This is a genomic window from Azoarcus sp. DN11 (assembly GCF_003628555.1).
Taxonomy (GTDB): domain Bacteria; phylum Pseudomonadota; class Gammaproteobacteria; order Burkholderiales; family Rhodocyclaceae; genus Aromatoleum.
In genome coordinates this window covers 3,782,638-3,799,062 of the sequence record NZ_CP021731.1, presented here as the reverse complement: position 1 = coordinate 3,799,062, position 16,425 = coordinate 3,782,638, and the positions used below count along the sequence as shown (strand labels likewise).

The 16,425-nt window shown below is 64.9% G+C and carries 16 protein-coding genes; 14 read left to right on the top strand and 2 right to left on the bottom strand.

The features are described from left to right. The first annotated feature begins 76 nt into the window (after positions 1 to 76). The 7 genes from rpsA (at position 77) to CDA09_RS17550 (ending at position 6,855) form a co-directional block, all read left to right on the top strand. Entirely contained in the window at positions 77 to 1,753 is a 1,677-nt protein-coding gene (gene rpsA, locus CDA09_RS17580; protein WP_502697074.1) for a 30S ribosomal protein S1, read from the top strand. A 12-nt stretch (positions 1,754 to 1,765) separates the two neighbouring features. Beyond that, on the top strand, positions 1,766 to 2,050 hold the full coding sequence (locus CDA09_RS17575; RefSeq protein ID WP_121429833.1) for an integration host factor subunit beta: 285 nt from the start codon (positions 1,766 to 1,768) through the stop codon (positions 2,048 to 2,050). A gap of 92 nt (positions 2,051 to 2,142) precedes the next feature. After that, the gene (locus CDA09_RS17570; protein WP_121429832.1) at positions 2,143 to 2,460 is read left to right on the top strand and encodes a LapA family protein; all 318 of its coding nucleotides are present in this window, start codon (positions 2,143 to 2,145) and stop codon (positions 2,458 to 2,460) included. 5 nt (positions 2,461 to 2,465) lie between these two features. Next, positions 2,466 to 3,641 (top strand): lipopolysaccharide assembly protein LapB, encoded by a 1,176-nt coding sequence (gene lapB, locus CDA09_RS17565; protein WP_121429831.1) that lies wholly within the window; start codon positions 2,466 to 2,468, stop codon positions 3,639 to 3,641. 76 nt (positions 3,642 to 3,717) lie between these two features. Beyond that, positions 3,718 to 5,040 carry a UDP-glucose dehydrogenase family protein gene (locus tag CDA09_RS17560; RefSeq protein WP_121429830.1) on the top strand — a complete coding sequence of 441 codons (1,323 nt, stop codon included), beginning with the start codon at positions 3,718 to 3,720 and terminating at the stop codon, positions 5,038 to 5,040. A gap of 115 nt (positions 5,041 to 5,155) precedes the next feature. After that, positions 5,156 to 6,046: a cysteine synthase CysM gene (gene cysM / locus CDA09_RS17555; RefSeq protein ID WP_121429829.1), complete on the top strand. Its 891-nt coding sequence runs from the start codon at positions 5,156 to 5,158 to the stop codon at positions 6,044 to 6,046. Positions 6,047 to 6,066: 20 nt separating this feature from the next. Beyond that, positions 6,067 to 6,855: a 3'-5' exonuclease gene (locus tag CDA09_RS17550; protein ID WP_121429828.1), complete on the top strand. Its 789-nt coding sequence runs from the start codon at positions 6,067 to 6,069 to the stop codon at positions 6,853 to 6,855. Positions 6,856 to 6,970: 115 nt separating this feature from the next. Here the strand turns inward: CDA09_RS17550 and CDA09_RS17545 are convergent, their stop codons facing one another. Then, positions 6,971 to 8,698 carry a nitrite reductase gene (locus CDA09_RS17545; protein ID WP_121429827.1) on the bottom strand — a complete coding sequence of 576 codons (1,728 nt, stop codon included), beginning with the start codon at positions 8,696 to 8,698 and terminating at the stop codon, positions 6,971 to 6,973. Between the two features lie 146 nt (positions 8,699 to 8,844). Continuing rightward, positions 8,845 to 9,648 (bottom strand): uroporphyrinogen-III C-methyltransferase, encoded by an 804-nt coding sequence (cobA, locus tag CDA09_RS17540; RefSeq protein ID WP_121429826.1) that lies wholly within the window; start codon positions 9,646 to 9,648, stop codon positions 8,845 to 8,847. A gap of 286 nt (positions 9,649 to 9,934) precedes the next feature. On the opposite strand from cobA, the gene CDA09_RS17535 reads away from it, so the two are divergent. The 7 genes from CDA09_RS17535 (at position 9,935) to CDA09_RS17505 (ending at position 16,399) form a co-directional block, all read left to right on the top strand. After that, entirely contained in the window at positions 9,935 to 10,234 is a 300-nt protein-coding gene (locus CDA09_RS17535; protein WP_286164492.1) for a c-type cytochrome, read from the top strand. A 47-nt stretch (positions 10,235 to 10,281) separates the two neighbouring features. Next, positions 10,282 to 11,469: a cytochrome D1 domain-containing protein gene (locus tag CDA09_RS17530; RefSeq protein WP_121429824.1), complete on the top strand. Its 1,188-nt coding sequence runs from the start codon at positions 10,282 to 10,284 to the stop codon at positions 11,467 to 11,469. Between the two features lies 1 nt (position 11,470). Then, complete coding sequence (gene ahbB, locus CDA09_RS17525; protein ID WP_164844434.1) at positions 11,471 to 12,526, top strand: siroheme decarboxylase subunit beta; 1,056 nt, start codon at positions 11,471 to 11,473, stop codon at positions 12,524 to 12,526. Further along, positions 12,523 to 12,996, top strand: a complete 474-nt coding sequence (locus tag CDA09_RS17520) for an Lrp/AsnC family transcriptional regulator (RefSeq protein ID WP_217351258.1) — start codon at positions 12,523 to 12,525, stop codon at positions 12,994 to 12,996. The genes ahbB (CDA09_RS17525) and CDA09_RS17520 overlap by 4 nt, the downstream gene beginning before the upstream one ends. Next, on the top strand, positions 12,993 to 13,499 hold the full coding sequence (gene ahbB / locus CDA09_RS17515; RefSeq protein WP_121429822.1) for a siroheme decarboxylase subunit beta: 507 nt from the start codon (positions 12,993 to 12,995) through the stop codon (positions 13,497 to 13,499). The genes CDA09_RS17520 and ahbB (CDA09_RS17515) overlap by 4 nt, the downstream gene beginning before the upstream one ends. A gap of 89 nt (positions 13,500 to 13,588) precedes the next feature. Next, complete coding sequence (nirJ, locus tag CDA09_RS17510) at positions 13,589 to 14,794, top strand: heme d1 biosynthesis radical SAM protein NirJ (RefSeq protein ID WP_121429821.1); 1,206 nt, start codon at positions 13,589 to 13,591, stop codon at positions 14,792 to 14,794. Positions 14,795 to 14,806: 12 nt separating this feature from the next. Next, on the top strand, positions 14,807 to 16,399 hold the full coding sequence (locus tag CDA09_RS17505; protein WP_121429820.1) for a cytochrome D1 domain-containing protein: 1,593 nt from the start codon (positions 14,807 to 14,809) through the stop codon (positions 16,397 to 16,399). Positions 16,400 to 16,425 lie beyond the last annotated feature (26 nt).

The following is a 16,425-nucleotide window of genomic DNA, read 5'->3' as shown; positions in this document are numbered from 1 at the left end:
TACCACTGGTGGCCGCTCCCGGGCGGCTTTTGGATTTCAACTCTTTATGACCTCTGCCACCTCCGTTTCCGATTCCATGGAAAATTTCGCCGCGCTGCTCGCCGAGAGTGAGGCCCGTCAGGACATGCGTCCTGGCGAAGTGATCACCGCCGAAGTGGTCAGCATCGACCACAACTTCGTGGTCGTGAATGCCGGCCTCAAGTCCGAGAGCTATGTTCCCATCGAGGAATTCCGCGACGACCGCGGCGAACTCGAAGTCCAGGTGGGCGACTTCGTGCACGTTGCGATCGACGCCCTGGAAGACGGTTACGGCGAAACCCGCCTGTCCCGCGAGAAGGCCAAGCGTATCGCCGCCTGGAACGACCTCGAGAAGGCGCTCAACGAAGGCTCGCTGGTGAAGGGCCTCATTTCGGGTCGTGTGAAGGGCGGTCTGACCGTCATGACCAACAGCATCCGCGCCTTCCTGCCGGGTTCGCTGGTCGACATGCGTCCGGTCAAGGACACCACGCCGTACGAAGGCAAGGAATTCGAATTCAAGGTCATCAAGCTCGACCGCAAGCGCAACAACGTCGTCGTTTCGCGCCGTGCCGTGCTCGAAGAGACCATGGGTGAGGAGCGCGAAAAGCTGCTCGCCAACCTCAAGGAAGGCACCGTCGTCAAGGGTATCGTCAAGAACATCACCGACTACGGCGCGTTCGTGGACCTGGGCGGCATCGACGGCCTGCTGCACATCACCGACCTGGCATGGCGTCGCGTGCGTCACCCGTCGGAAGTGCTCAACGTCGGCGACGAGATCGATGCCAAGGTGCTCAAGTTCGACCAGGAAAAGAACCGCGTCTCGCTCGGCCTCAAGCAGCTCGGCGAAGATCCGTGGGTCGGCATCGCCCGCCGCTACCCGCAGGGCACCCGCCTGTTCGGCAAGGTCACGAACATCACCGACTACGGTGCGTTCGTTGAAGTCGAGCAGGGCATCGAAGGCCTGGTGCACGTCTCCGAAATGGACTGGACCAACAAGAACATCCATCCGACCAAGGTTGTCCAGCTGGGCGACGAGGTCGAAGTGATGATCCTCGAGATCGACGAAGACCGTCGCCGCATCTCGCTGGGCATGAAGCAGTGCATGTCGAACCCGTGGGACGATTTCGCGATCAATCACAAGAAGGGCGACAAGGTGCGCGGCCAGATCAAGTCGATCACCGACTTCGGCGTGTTCATCGGGCTGGACGGCGGTATCGACGGCCTGGTGCATCTGTCCGACCTGTCGTGGAGCGATGCGGGCGAAGAGGCCGTGCGCCGCTTCAAGAAGGGCGACGAAGTCGAGGCCGTCGTGCTGGCGATCGACGTCGAGCGCGAGCGCATCTCGCTGGGCGTCAAGCAGCTCGAAGGCGACCCCTTCACCAACTTCATCGCCACGCACGAGAAGAACAGCCTCGTCAAGGGCGCTGTGAAGTCGGTCGATGCCCGTGGTGCGGTGATCGCGCTGAACGACGATGTGGAAGGCTACCTGCGCGCTTCGGAAGCCGCGACCCATCGCGTCGATGACCTGACGACCATGCTGAAGGAAGGTCAGGAGCTCGAGCTGATGATCATCAACGTGGATCGCAAGACCCGTTCGATCAATCTCTCGATCCGCGCGAAGGATCAGGCCGAACAGAGCGATGCGATGCAGAAGCTGGCTTCGGATACCGCCTCCAGCGGTACGACCAACCTCGGTGCGCTGTTGAAGGCCAAGCTGAACGAGCAGAAGCAGTAAATCTGATTGGTCATGACCAAATCGGAGCTGATTGCGAGGCTGGCGGCGCGTTTTCCGCAGCTGGTCGCAAAAGATGCCGATTACGCGGTCAAGATGGTGATCGATGCGATGTCCGACGCGCTGGCGCGCGGGGATCGCATCGAGATCCGCGGGTTTGGCAGTTTTGCGTTGAACTACCGTCCGCCACGTGTGGGACGTAATCCGAAATCCGGAGACAAGGTGCATGTACCCCAGAAGTACGTGCCCCATTTCAAGGCAGGCAAGGAATTGCGCGAGCGCGTCGACATCGACGCCTGAGCGTGCAGTTTCGGGTTTTGCCTCGTGATCGAGTGAGAAGGCGGCGTGAGCCGCCTTCTTTTTTGTCATTCGCTCGGAGATAATGCGGCCTCATGCGCCCCCTAATGTGGTTCTTCCGGCTTCTCCTGTTCTTCCTGCTGTTCGGCTTCGCGGTGAAGAACGACCATCTGGTCAGCCTCCAGTTCTTCTTCGGCAGTGTCTGGCAGCTGCCGCTGGTGTTCGTCATCCTGGTGGCGTTTACCGCGGGCGCCCTTCTGGGGGTGACGGCGACCTTCGGATCGCTCCTGCGTCAGCGGCGGGAGATCAGCCGCCTGCGCCGCCAGCTCCTGCGCATCGAGCGTGACCGCCCGGCCTCGCCGAGCGTGACGGCGCCGCCTGCGCCCGAGATGCAGGCGCCCGAGACCTTCTGAATACGATGGATATTGAACTTTGGTGGTTTCTCGCCCTGCCGTTGTTCTTTGCGCTGGGCTGGCTCGCTGCGCGCATCGACATCCGCCAGGTCGTGCATGAGTCGCGCGCGCTGCCGCGCTCGTATCTTTCCGGTCTCAACTTCCTGCTCAACGAGCAGCAGGACAAGGCGATCGATGCCTTCATCGAGGCAGTGAAGATCGATCCGCAGACGATCGAGCTTCACTTTGCGCTCGGCAGCCTGTTCCGGCGCCGGGGCGAAACCGACCGTGCGATCCGCATGCATCTGAATCTCGTCGATCGCGAGGACCTGTCCGAGGAGCAGCGTGTGCAGGCGCTGGCCGAATTGGGGCAGGATTACCTGAAGGCCGGCCTCCTGGACCGCGCCGAGGCGGTGTTCGTGCAGTTGCGCGCCTCGCAACTCAACGACCTTGCGATGCGTTACCTGCTCGAGATCTACCAGCAGGAGAAGGACTGGGCCAGGGCGGTCGAGGCCGCGAAGGCCTTGCCGGATCACGAGAGCGTGCTGTGGCGCAAGGAGGTGGCGAACTTCTATTGCGAACTGGCGACTTCCGCGCTGGCGAGCTCGAAGTTCGAGGAAACGCAAAAGTATCTGGACGAGGCCTTCTCGATCAATCGCCGCTGCGTGCGTGCGAGCCTGGTGCTGGGCGATCTGGTCGTTGCACAGGGCAGGCACGAGGAGGCGATCGAGGTGTGGAAGCGCGTCGAGAGCCAGGACCCGATCTATTTGGCGCTGGTGGCCGAGCGCATCATGGATGCGCATGCGAAGCTCGGGCGCGTGGAGCAGGGCCAGACCTTGCTGCGCTCGTGGCTCGAGCGCCACCCTTCGCTGGACCTCCTCGACGAGGTGTTCCACTGGGAACTGGAGAAGCAGGGGTCCCGCGCCGCGTACGACCTGGTGCGGGAAGAGTTGCGGCGCAATCCGACCCTGCTGGGACTCGACAAGCTGCTCGAGGCGGCGCTGCTGCATGCACCGTCGGAGCAGCGCGGCGACATCGAGCTGGTGAAGCAGCTCATCCATGGGCACACTCGGCGCGTGGCCCGCTACCGTTGTGCCGAATGCGGATTCAAGGCGAGGCAGTTCCAGTGGCGCTGCCCCGCTTGCGGTGGCTGGGAGACCTACCCTCCCCGGCGCACCGAGGAGTACGATCTGGCGCCCTGAGCGTCGCGATTTGTCCCGATTCTCGGACGGTCTGCGAAAAGGCGGACCGTCTTGCATTGCAGAAAGAGGTTGAAAGATGAAGATCACCGTCGTCGGTACCGGATATGTAGGGCTCGTCAGCGGGGCGTGCCTCGCGGACGTGGGCAACGATGTACTGTGTCTTGACGTGGATCCGGCAAAGATCCGCATGCTCGAGGAAGGAGGCATTCCGATCCACGAGCCGGGCCTGCTCGAGATCGTGCGCCGCAACGTCGCGGCGGGGCGCCTGTCCTTCACGACGGATGTCGAATACGCGGCGAAATTCGGTGTCATCCAGTTCATCGCCGTCGGGACGCCGCCGGACGAGGACGGCTCAGCGGACCTGCAGTATGTGCTGGCGGCGGCGCAAAACATCGGCCGGCACATGGACGGCTACCGCGTGGTTGTGGACAAGTCGACCGTGCCGGTCGGGACCGGTGACAGGGTTCGTGACGCTATCGCCGCCCAATTGCAGGCGCGTGGCGTCGACCTGCCCTTCAGCGTGGTGTCGAACCCCGAATTCCTGAAGGAAGGCGCTGCGGTCGAGGACTTCATGCGACCCGACCGCATCATCGTCGGCGCCGAGGACGAGCGTGCCATCGGCCTGATGCGGGAACTGTACGGGCCGTTCCAGCGCAATCACGAGAAGCTGCTGGTGATGGATGTGCGCAGCGCCGAGCTGACGAAATATGCCGCTAACGCGATGCTCGCGACGCGCATCAGCTTCATGAACGAACTGGCAAACCTGTCGGAGGTGCTGGGCGCCGATATCGAACTGGTGCGCCAGGGCATCGGCTCGGACCCGCGCATCGGCTGGCACTTCCTGTATGCCGGCTGCGGCTACGGAGGCTCGTGTTTCCCGAAGGACGTCAAGGCCTTGGTCAGCACCGGGCGCGAGTATGAGCATGAACTGCTGATCCTGAACGCGGTCGAGCAGGCGAACGAGGTCCAGAAGCTGCGGTTGGTCGACAAGGTCGTCGCCCGTTTCGGTTCGGATCTGTCGGGGATGCATTTCGCCCTGTGGGGGCTCGCGTTCAAGCCCAACACCGATGACATGCGCGATGCGCCGAGCCGGGTGATCATCGGCGAGCTGTTCCGTCGGGGGGCGACGGTTTCGGCTTACGATCCGGTCGCGATGGCCGAGGCGAAGCGCATTTTCGGCGACGAGCCGCGCCTGCGTTACGTGGATCGGCCGATGGCCGCGCTCGATGGCGCGGACGCGTTGGTGATCGTCACGGAGTGGAAGGAATTCCGCAGCCCGGACTTCGAACGCATGCGCACGGTGCTGCGTCATCCGGTCGTTTTCGACGGGCGCAACATGTACGAGCCGGCGACGATGAAGCGGGTGGGGCTGGAGTATCACGGGATCGGCCGCCGCTGAAACCGCGACACGCCGGTGCCGCGGGCGCTATAAGCTTATGCCGTGCCGCGGGTTATCGTGCCTGCCGCCGGCAGCTTAAGATCGTTGGGAATCAACGCTACCGGATAACAGCAACATGGATTTCAAGACTCTCGACGATTACGTAGGTCAAACTCCGCTGGTGCGCCTGCAGCGCATCGGGGCGGGGCGCAACAACGTGATCCTCGCCAAACTCGAAGGCAACAACCCGGCGGGGTCGGTGAAGGACCGCCCCGCCCTGTCGATGATCGTGCATGCGGAGCGGCGCGGCGACATTCGCCCCGGCGATACGCTGATCGAGGCCACCAGCGGCAACACCGGCATTGCGTTGGCAATGGCGGCGGCGATCCGCGGCTATCACATGATCCTCGTGATGCCGGAAAACCAGAGTGTCGAGCGGCGCCAGACGATGCGCGCCTTCGGCGCCGAACTGGTGCTCACGCCACGTGAAGGCGGGATGGAGATGGCACGCGACGTGGCCGATCGCATGCGCGACGAAGGCAAGGGCATCATCCTCGATCAGTTCGCGAATCCCGATAATCCGCTCGCGCACTATGAGGCGACAGGGCCGGAGATCTGGGAACAGACCGGCGGAGGCATCACTCATTTCGTCAGCAGCATGGGGACGACCGGCACCATCATGGGCTGTTCGCGTTTCCTCAAGGAAAAGAATCCGGCGATCCGCATCATCGGCTGCGAGCCGGACGAAGGTTCGCAGATCCCGGGCATCCGCAAGTGGCCCGAGGCCTATCTGCCGCGCATCTACGAGAAGCCGCGCGTCGATGCACTGGAGCGCGTGAGCCAGGCCGACGCGGAGGAGATGACGCGCCGACTCGCGCGCGAAGAGGGCATCTTCGCCGGGATTTCGTCGGGCGGCGCGATGCACGTGGCAGTCCGGCTCGCGGCGCAGCTGGAGAATGCCGTGATCGTGTCGGTGGTCTGCGACCGGGGCGACCGCTACCTGTCGACGGGCGTGTTTCCCGGCTGAAGGCGTTTCTGGAGGCGTAGATGCCGGTCCTCGTATTCGATATCGAAACCATTCCGGACGTGGCCGGCATCCGGGTGCTCAACGGGCTGCCGGATGATCTGAGCGACTACGAGGTCGCGGAGTTTGCGTTCCAGCAGCGCCGCGCCGCGAACGGCACCGATTTCCTGCAGCATCACCTGCAGCGCGTCGTGACGATCTCCTGCGCGTTGCGGGATGCGAACCAGTTTCGGGTGTTCTCGCTGTCGGAGCCGGATAGTGGCGAAGGCGAGATCATCCAGCGCTTTTTCGACGGCATCGAGCGCTACACGCCGCAGATCGTGTCGTGGAACGGCGGCGGCTTCGATCTGCCGGTCCTGCACTACCGCGGCCTGCGCCACGGCGTGTCGGCGCCGCGCTACTGGGATCAGGGCGAGGGCGATTATCACGACTCGCGTGACTTCAAGTGGAACAACTACATCGGCCGTTATCACAGCCGCCATCTCGACCTGATGGATCTGCTGGCGATGTACCAGCCGCGGGCGAATGCGCCGCTCGACGAACTTGCCAAGCTGATGGGCTTCCCGGGCAAGCTCGGAATGGACGGCTCGGCCGTATGGCCGGCGTGGCAGGAGGGGCGGATTGCCGAGATCCGCGACTACTGCGAGACGGATGTCGTGAACACTTACCTCGTGTATCTCGGTTTTCAGCGCATGCGCGGCCAGCTGGACACGGCCGCCTATGCTGCCGAACTGGACGTGGTGCGCAGCGCGCTCGCGCGTATCGACGCGCCGCACTGGAAGGAGTTTCTCGCCGCCTGGCCGGCTTCCTGAGCGCCTGGGGAGTCGGCACGTCGTTTCAGGTCTGAATCCCGCCAGATGAAAAACGGCCAGCGCGAGGCTGGCCGTCGGTGCAACGGTCGGGGCGGCAGGACCGCCCGTGCGGCGATCAGTACACGTCGTGCTGCGTGTTGTACACGTTGAAGTGGCCGGTCGGCGTGATCAGTTTGGGATCCTTGATCACGGTCTTCAACTGCAGGGTCTTGTCATCGACGACGACGATTGCCGATTCCTTGTCCTTCGCCGACCAGACCGAGAACCACACCTCGTTGCCGTCCTTGTTGTACTCGGGTTGCACGACACGCTTGGCGCCTTCGTCTTTCAGACCCGCCCATTCGCCGATCGGCAGAACCTTGTAGCCCGCCTGCAGGTTCTTCAGGTCATATACGGCGACCGATTGCGAGACCTTGGATTCGGGATTGAGCGGGTTGTCGACGTAGAGGTGGTTCGATTTCGGGTGGGTCTTGATGAACAGCGAGCCGCCACCCTGGCTCTTGAGGTTTTCGACCAGCTTCCACGCGTATTGCTTGTGATTCTTCGGATCGGTGCCGACCAGCGCGATCGTATCGTCGCCGAGGTGGCCCGTTGCCCACACCGGACCGTACTTCGGATGCACGAAGTTGGCGCCGCGGCCCGGGTGCGGGATCTTGCCGACGTCGATCAGTCCGGCGAGCTTGTCTTCCTTGGCGTCGATCGCGGCGATCTTGTTCGACTGGTTGGCGGCGACCATGAAGTAGCGCTTCGACAGGTCCCAGCCGCCGTCGTGCAGGAAGCGCGCGGAGCCGATCTCGGTCATCTTCAGGTTGGTGATGTCGGAGTAATCGACCATCAACGTCTTGCCCGTTTCCTTCACGTTGACGACGAACTCGGGCTTGAAGTGCGAGGCGACGATCGAGGCGACGCGCGGCTCCGGGTGATACTCCTGCGTGTCGACGGTGAGGCCGCGGGTGGAGACGATCTTCAGCGGTTCGAGCGTGTCGCCGTTCATGATGACGAACTGGGGCGGCCAGTAGGCGCCGGCGATCGCGAGCTTGTCTTCGTAGCCTTTGTACTTGGATGTGTCCACCGAGCGTGCTTCGAGCCCGATGCGGATTTCGGCGACGTTGTCGGGTTTCTCCATCCACAGGTCGATCATGTTGACGCGCGCGTCGCGGCCAATCACGAACAGGTAGCGACCCGAGGCCGAAATGCGGGAGATGTGCACCGCGTAGCCGGTCTTGACGATGTTGATGATCTTCTTCGTATCGCCGTCGATCAGCGCGACCTCGCCGCTGTCGCGCAGCGTGGTCGAGAAGATGTTGGAGATGTTGAAGTCGTTCATCTTCTTCGTCGGCCGCTTCTCCGGCGGGATGATGACCTTCCATGTCTGCTTCATGTCCGCCATGCCGAATTCGGGCGGGGTGGGGGCGGTCTGCTGGACATAGCGGGCCATCAGGTCGACCTCGTCGTCGGAGAGTTCGCCCGACGTGCCCCAGTTGGGCATGCCCGCCGGCGATCCGTACTTGATGAAGACCTTGAGGTATTCGGTGCCGCGCGCGAGCGTGATGTCCGGGGTGAGCGGCTTGCCGGTGGCGCCCTTGCGCAGTACGCCGTGGCAGCCGGCGCAGCGCTGGAAGTAGATGTTGCGGGCCTTGTCGAATTCGGCCTTGCTCATCTTGGGAGCGTCGGGATTGCTGTCCTTGTACAAGTCCGCGTCGGCGAGCGGCGAACCGCCGGCCTGGTATTTCGCTTCAGCTTCGCCCATATGCTTGGGTTCTTCGGCGAAGGCCTGCGCGATAGCCAGCGGCAGGCTGGCGAGTACGATTGCGCCGGACAGCCATTTGCGTTGCTTACTCATTTGCGATCTCCCTTCTGAAAGATGTCGTGCGGTAAAGCGTTTCAGCGCCAGAGATTGATCCTTGTCGGAGGGCAAATCCTTAACCTTGATCAAATTGGGGGCTTAACCAATACGTCTATGACGAAGTCACCAGGCCAGGGGTTTTGTCATGCCGTGAGCGCAAATTCGTCGGGATGCGGAACCTGCGTGAGAAGACTGTGCAGCGAGACGACGGAGCCGACCATGATGAGTGCGGGCGACTTGATTCCCGCGCGTCTCACCGATCCGGCAAGGCGGTCGATGCGGTCGGTCAGGGTGATCTGATGGCTTGTCGTGCCGGCGTGGACAACGGCTGCGGGTGTGTCGCCGGGCAGGCCGTGGGCGATGAGCTCGCGGCAGATGATGTCGAGCGCGCCCAGGCCCATGTAGATCACGACCGTCTGGTTGGGCCGCGCGAGCGCGGGCCAGTCGAGGTTGACGCTGCCATCCTTGAGATGACCGGTCGTGAATACCACCGATCGTGCGTGGTCGCGATGCGTGAGCGGCATGCCCGTACAGGCGGAGATGCCGCACGCGGCCGTGATGCCCGGCACGACTTCGCAGGCGATGCCCTGGCCGACGAGCTCCTCCATTTCCTCGCCGCCCCGTCCGAACATGAAGGGGTCGCCGCCCTTGAGCCGCACGACGTCGAGACCGGTGCGCGCGAGTTCGACGAGCAGGCCGTTGATCTGGTCCTGCGGCAGCGAGTGGTTGCCGGATTCCTTGCCGACGTAGATCAGGCGTGCGCCGTGATTGACCAGCGCGAGGACGCCTTTGCCGACGAGATGGTCGTAGACGACGATCTTCGCGTCCCCGATCAGGCGTGCCGCCCGCAGCGTGAGCAGGTCCGGATCGCCGGGGCCCGCGCCCACCAGGTAGACCTTGCCGACGGAGTGGGGGGCGTGGCCGCCGACACCCTTGTGCGTGCTCATGGATGGCTCTCCAGGGGCCGCGCGGACGCGCCTGCGCGGCAGGTTCTCGATGGCAAACAGCTGAATCGCGCCGACACTGTATCCCTACACCGCGTCCGGGAAATTAACCGATATCAAGGAGCGCGGGATGCCGTGCGATTGATACTTGCCTTGCCGCGTCGGCCGCCAATCTCCCTGAAAGCGGGGAAACGGCGCGGGGCGGGCCAGCCAATCTTCAGGAGGTCGAAGCGTGTCGAGCGGGGTGTTCCGGACGATATTTCTGGCATCGGTCGCGCTGGCTGCGGCAATGCCCGCCTGTGCGCAGCAGGCAGCCCCGCAGCCCGAGCGCATGCGCGAACTGGTGCATCTGGTGCGCCAGGATTGCGGTTCATGCCACGGACTGACATTGCAGGGCGGGCTGGGGCCGGCACTGACGGTTGCCGCCTTGCGCGACAAACCGCGGGACAGCCTCGTCGCGACCATTCTCGGCGGCCGCCCCGGTACACCGATGCCGCCGTTTCGCGGTATCGTCGCCGACGATGAGGCGGCGTGGATCGTGGAACGGCTGCAGGCGGGCTTCCCGGCGGATTCGGGCACCGCGCGCTGAGCGGGCGCCCGGGCATCCTTGCAGTTCGAATATGAGTTGAGGGTCAAATGCTGCACCTGATCGTGAAGTACATGTGGTGGATTGTTGCTGTGCTGCTCCTGTCCGCCTGTGCGACGCCTCAGGCGCCGCTGCGCGGCACCGGCGACCTCGGTGTGGTGATCGAGCGTGCGACGGGGCAAGTGCAGGTGATCGAGACCTCCGGGCGCAAGTCGCTCGCGCAGGTGTCGGGGCTCGGGGACCTGTCGCACGCGTCGGTGGTGTTCTCGCGCGACGGGCGATATGCCTACGTGTTCGGGCGCGACGGCGGGCTTACCAAGGTCGACCTGCTGACCGCGACGGTCGCCGGGCGCGTCGTGCAGGCGGGCAACTCGATCGGCGGCGCGATCTCGCAGGATGGCCGCCTGGTGGTCGCGCAGAACTACGAACCGGGTGGGATCAAGGCCTTCGATGCCGACACGCTGGAACTCGTCGCCGACGTGCCGGCCGACTACGGCACGGAGGGCAAGCGCTCAAAGGTAGTCGGCCTCGCCGATCTACCCGGCAACCGCTTCATCTATTCGCTTTTCGACGCGAACGAGATCCGCGTCACCGATCTCTCGGACCCGAAGCACCCGAAGACCGAGCGCTACCCGGCCGGCAAGCAGCCCTACGATGCGCTCGTCACGCCGGATGGCCGCTATTACATCGCCGGCCTGTTCGGCGAGGACGGCCTGTCGATGCTCGACCTGTGGCAACCGGGCGAGGGCGTGCGCACCATCCTGCCCGGATACGGCCGCGGCGAGCAGGCGTTGCCGGTGTACAAGATGCCGCACCTGCGCGGCTGGGCGGTCGCGGCCGGGCGCGTCTATCTGCCGGCCATCGGGCACCACGAGGTGCTCGTCGTGGAAATGGGGAGCTGGAAGGAGGTTGCGCGCATCCCGGTGAAGAGCCAGCCCGTGTTCGTGATGGCGCGGCCTGACGGGCGCGAGGTGTGGGTGAATTTCGCCTTCCCGGACAACGGCTGGATGCAGGTGATCGACACCTTCACGAACCGGCTCGTCGATACCTTCCAGCCCGGCCGCGCGATCCTGCACCTCGAATTCACCCCCCGGGGCGAGGCGGTGTGGATCTCGGCGCGCGACGACAACAAGGTCGCGATCTACGACACCCGCAGCCGCCGGAAGCTCGCGGAACTCCCCGTCGCGAGTCCGAGTGGGATCTTCTTTACCAGCCGCGCGTTCCGCACGGGGTTCTGACATGGGCCGTCACGGCGCGCACGTGCTCGAGTCAGGCGCAGCGCAGACTTTCGGCGGCCCGGCCTGTTCCCGCACTTTTCGGCTCCTCAACGACTTCCAACGCGGGTTTCCGCTCGTCTCCCGGCCCTTCGCGGCGCTCGCGGACGAATGCGGGCTGCGCGAAGACGAAGTGCTGGATGCGTTGCGGGCCTGGCAGGCCTCGGGCGTCGTCAGCCGCGTCGGGGCCGTGTTCGCGCCGCGCCGCATTGGCGCCAGCGCGCTGGCAGCGCTTGCGGCGCCAGCAGAGCGACTCGAGGAAATCGCCGCTCGCGTGAGCGCGATCGCCGAAGTCAATCACAATTACCAGCGCGAACACGCCTACAACCTCTGGTTCGTCGTTACGGCGGCGTCCCCTGGGCGTCTGCGCGAAATCGTCGACGGCATCGAACGCGACACGGGCTGTGCGGTGATCGTGCTGCCCCTCGAGGAGGAATTCCACATCGATCTCGGATTCGATCTGGCCGGCGCGGCGCGCACTGCGAATGCGTGCGCAACCTCGTCCGCGCAGGCGATTTCCGCGGCGGCCTGTGCGCTGCCCGAACTGGAGCGCGGCCTGATGCGCGCCCTGCAGGAAGGTTTGCCCCTCCGTTCTCAGCCCTTCGATGTGCTCGGGCGCAAAGCTGGCCTGCGCGAAGCGATGGTCATCGAGATGATCGAGCGCTGGCTCGCCGACGGCATCGTCAAGCGCTTCGGTATCGTCGTGCGACACCACGAGCTCGGCTTCCGCGCCAACGCGATGTGCGTGTGGGACGTTCCGGACGAGGAGGTCGGCCGGCTCGGCCGCCTGCTCGCGGCCGAGCCGGCCGTCACGCTGTGCTACCGCCGCCGCCGCGCGCTGCCAGGGTGGCGCTACAACCTTTTCTGCATGATCCACGGACGCTCGCGCGACGCGGTACGCATGGCTCGCGACGACATGGCCCGCCGCCACGGCCTCGACCTCTGGATGCACGAGGTGCTTTTCAGCTGCCGCCGGTTCAAGCAGCAGGGTGCATGTTATCTGACGGACAGCGACAAATGAACGAAGCCCGCATGCCTGCCGCCGTGCTCGACGACGCCGATCGCGCGCTGATCAATGCGCTGCAGGGCGACTTCCCGCTCACCCGGCACCCCTTCGCCGACGTCGGCGCCCGCCTCGGATTGGCGGAGGAGGAAGTCCTCGCCCGCCTGCAGCGCCTTTTGGACGCGCGCGCGCTCACGCGCTTCGGCCCGATGTTCCAGATCGAGCGCATCGGCGGTGCATTCTGCCTGGCGGCGATGAGCGTTCCCGATGCGACCTTCGACCGCGTTGCCGCACAGGTCAATGATTTCCCGGAAGTGGCGCACAATTACCGGCGCGGGCACGCCCTCAACATGTGGTTCGTGCTCGCCACCGAACGGCCCGCCGGCATCGCCGACTGTGCGCGCCGCATCGAAATCGCGACGGGCTTGCCCGTGTTCCTGTTTCCCAAGGAGCGCGAGTACTTTGTCGAAATGAAGCTGGAAGCGTGACGAGCGTGGCCCCCGACGAACTCGAACGCCGCATCATCGTCGCAACCCAGGGCGGCCTGCCCTTGGTGCCCGACCCGTGGGGAGTGGTCGCCCGCGAGCTGGGTGTCGAACCGGGCGCGCTGCTTGCGAGGATACGCTCCATGCTCGAGCGTGGCGCGATCCGCCGCATCGGGGCCGTGCCGAACCACTACGCGATCGGCTACACCGCCAACGGCATGAGCGTGTGGGACGTCGCCGACGACGCGGTCGATGCGATTGGCGAATGGCTGGGCGCGCTCGCCGCCGTCACGCACTGCTACCGTCGCCCCCGACGCCTGCCCGACTGGCCCTACAACCTGTTCGCGATGGTCCACGGCCGCAGCCATGAGGCCGTGAGCACCGAACTCGACGACATCGCCGCCCGGCTCGAGGCGCGCTTCCCGGGCGCCTGCCGTGCCCGTGACGTGCTGTTTTCGTCCGCGATCCTGAAAAAAACCGGCCTGCGCATCGCGGCGCCGGAGTAATCCCCGCCGGCGGCTTCAGGCTGCTTGATGGCGGTCATTTTTCGGTCGGCCCCCTTGCCGTTTAATGGCTGAGACCCCGGAGACAACCCATGTTCCGCATCTCGAATTTCATTCGCGAACTCGACCACCCCACCCCCGTCGCCGCCCGTCGCAATCCGCCCGGCCCCGTCGTCATCTGGAACCTGATCCGCCGCTGCAACCTCACCTGCAAGCACTGCTACTCGATCTCGGCCGACAAGGACTTCCCGGGTGAACTCTCGACCGCCGACGTCTTCCGGGTGATGGACGACCTCAAGGCCTTCCGCGTTCCGGTCCTGATCCTGTCCGGCGGCGAACCGCTGCTGCGGCCCGACATCTTCGAGATCGGCCGGCGCGCGAAGGATCTGGGCTTCTATGTCGGCCTGTCCAGCAACGGCACGCTGATCTCGCAGCAGAACATCGACGCGATCGCCGGCACAGGGTTCGATTACGTCGGCGTCAGCCTCGACGGCATCGGCGCCACCCACGACAAGTTCCGCCGCCTCGAAGGCGCCTTCGAGGCCTCGATGGCCGGCATCCGGCTGTGCCTCGCACGCGGGATCAAGGTCGGTGTGCGCTACACGATGACCGAGGACAACGCGCACGACCTGCCGGCGCTGCTGCGCCTGGTCGAGGACGAAGGCATCGACAAGTTCTACTTCTCGCACCTCAACTACGCCGGCCGCGGCAACAAGCACCGTGCCGACGACGCGCGCCACCAGACGACGCGCAGCGCGATGGACCTGCTCTTCGAAACCTGTCTGGACCTGCACCGCCGCGGCATCGAAAAGGATTTCGTCACCGGCAACAACGACGCGGATGGCGTCTACCTGCTGCACTGGATTGCGCGCCGCTTCCCCGAACACGCCGAGCACATCCGCGGCAAGCTCGTGCAGTGGGGCGGCAACGCGAGCGGCGTAAACGTCGCCAATATCGACAACCTCGGCGTCGTGCATCCCGACACCATGTGGTGGCACGTGCCGCTCGGCAACGTCCGCGAGCGCAGGTTCTCCGAGATCTGGAGCGACGTCTCCAACCCCCTCATGGCCGGGCTCAAGCGGCACCCGCGGATCCTTTCGGGGCGCTGCGGCGCCTGCCGGCATCTCGATATCTGCAATGGCAGCTCGCGTGTGCGCGCGCAGCAGATCACCGACGATCCCTGGGCCGAAGATCCCGGCTGTTACCTTGACGAGGAAGAAATCGGCATCTCGGGCGACGCCGCCCGCGGTGAGCGCGTCGTCACGACCCCCTTCGTCGCGCGGCGCCGCATCGCCTGATCCGGGGATCCCATGAACACCACCCGCATCCTGCCGTCGCCCGCACGACGCATCCTCGTCCTGTCTGCGTTCCTCATCGGCGCAGCCCTTGCCTTTCACGCCGCCGACTCGAAGGGGGCGGACGGCCCCGCGGCGCTCTATCAGCAACACTGCGCGGCCTGCCATGGCCCCGACCGGCTCGGTGCGACCGGCCCGGCACTGTTGCCTGAAAGCCTTGCGCGCCTGCGCAAGGAGGAGGCGGCCACGGTCATCCGCGACGGCCGCACGGCGACGCAGATGGCCCCTTTTGGCGCGCTCATCGGACCGGACCAGATCGCGGCGCTCGTCACGTGGATCTACACGCCGGTCGTGCCCGCGCCGAGTTGGAGCGAGGCCGACATCCGCGCCTCGCGCATCGCCCATGTCGATCCCGCATCGCTGCCGGCGAAGCCCGTGTTCGACGCGGACCCGATGAACCTCTTCCTCGTCGTCGAGACGGGCGATCACCACGTATCGGTGCTCGACGGCGACAAGCTCGAGCGCATCCATCGTTTCCAGAGCCGCCATGCACTGCACGGCGGGCCCAAGTTCACCGCGGACGGCCGCTATGTCTTCTTCGCCTCGCGCGACGGCTGGATCACCAAATACGACCTGTGGAACCTCAAGGTCGTGACCGAGATCCGCGCCGGCATCAACACGCGCAACGTCGCGGTCTCGCCGGACGGCGGCCACGTCGCCGTCGCCAACTACCTGCCGCACACGCTGGTGCTGCTCGACGGCGACCTCAACCTGCTGAAATCCATCCCCGTTACGGACCGCGAGGGCAAGACCAGCTCGCGCGTCTCCGCGGTGTACACCGCCTCCCCGCGCAAATCCTTCGTTGCTGCGCTCAAGGACGTCCCCGAAGTGTGGGAGATCAGCTTCGATCCCGCCGCCCCGGAAATCCCGGTCGGCTACGTGCACGACTACAAGTACCGCGAAGGCGCCTTCGTGTCGGGTTACCTCAATCCGCGCCGCACGGAACTGACCGCACCCCTCGACGATTTCTTCTTCACGCAGGACTATTCCACGGTCCTCGGCGCCTCGCGCGAGGGGGTGGGCCAAGTCGTCAATCTCGACGTGCGCCGCAAGATTGCCGACCTCGCGCTCGACGGCATGCCGCATCTGGGTTCCGGCATCTCATGGGACTGGCAGGGGCGGCGCGTCATGGCGAGCACCAACCTCAAGGCGGCCGAAGTCACCGTCATCGATCTCAAGGACTGGAATGTCGTCAAGCGCATCCCTACGCGCGGCCCGGGTTTCTTCCTGCGCAGCCACGAGAACAGCCGCTACGCCTTCGTCGATTCGATGATGAGCCGCGAGGCGAAGAACACCCTGCAGGTCATCGACAAGCAGACGCTGGAGATCGTCAAGGAACTCAAGGCCGCGCCCGGCCAGACCCTCGCGCACGTGGAATTCACGCGCGATGGCCGTTATGCGCTCGCCAGCCTGTGGGAAATGGACGGCGCCCTCATCGTCTATGACGCGAAGACGCTCGAGGAGGTCAAGCGCCTGCCGATGAAGAAACCTGTAGGCAAGTACAACGTCTGGAACAAGATCACGCACGAGGAAGGCACGAGCCACTGATTCGCCCCACTCCCGGACGGCGTGAG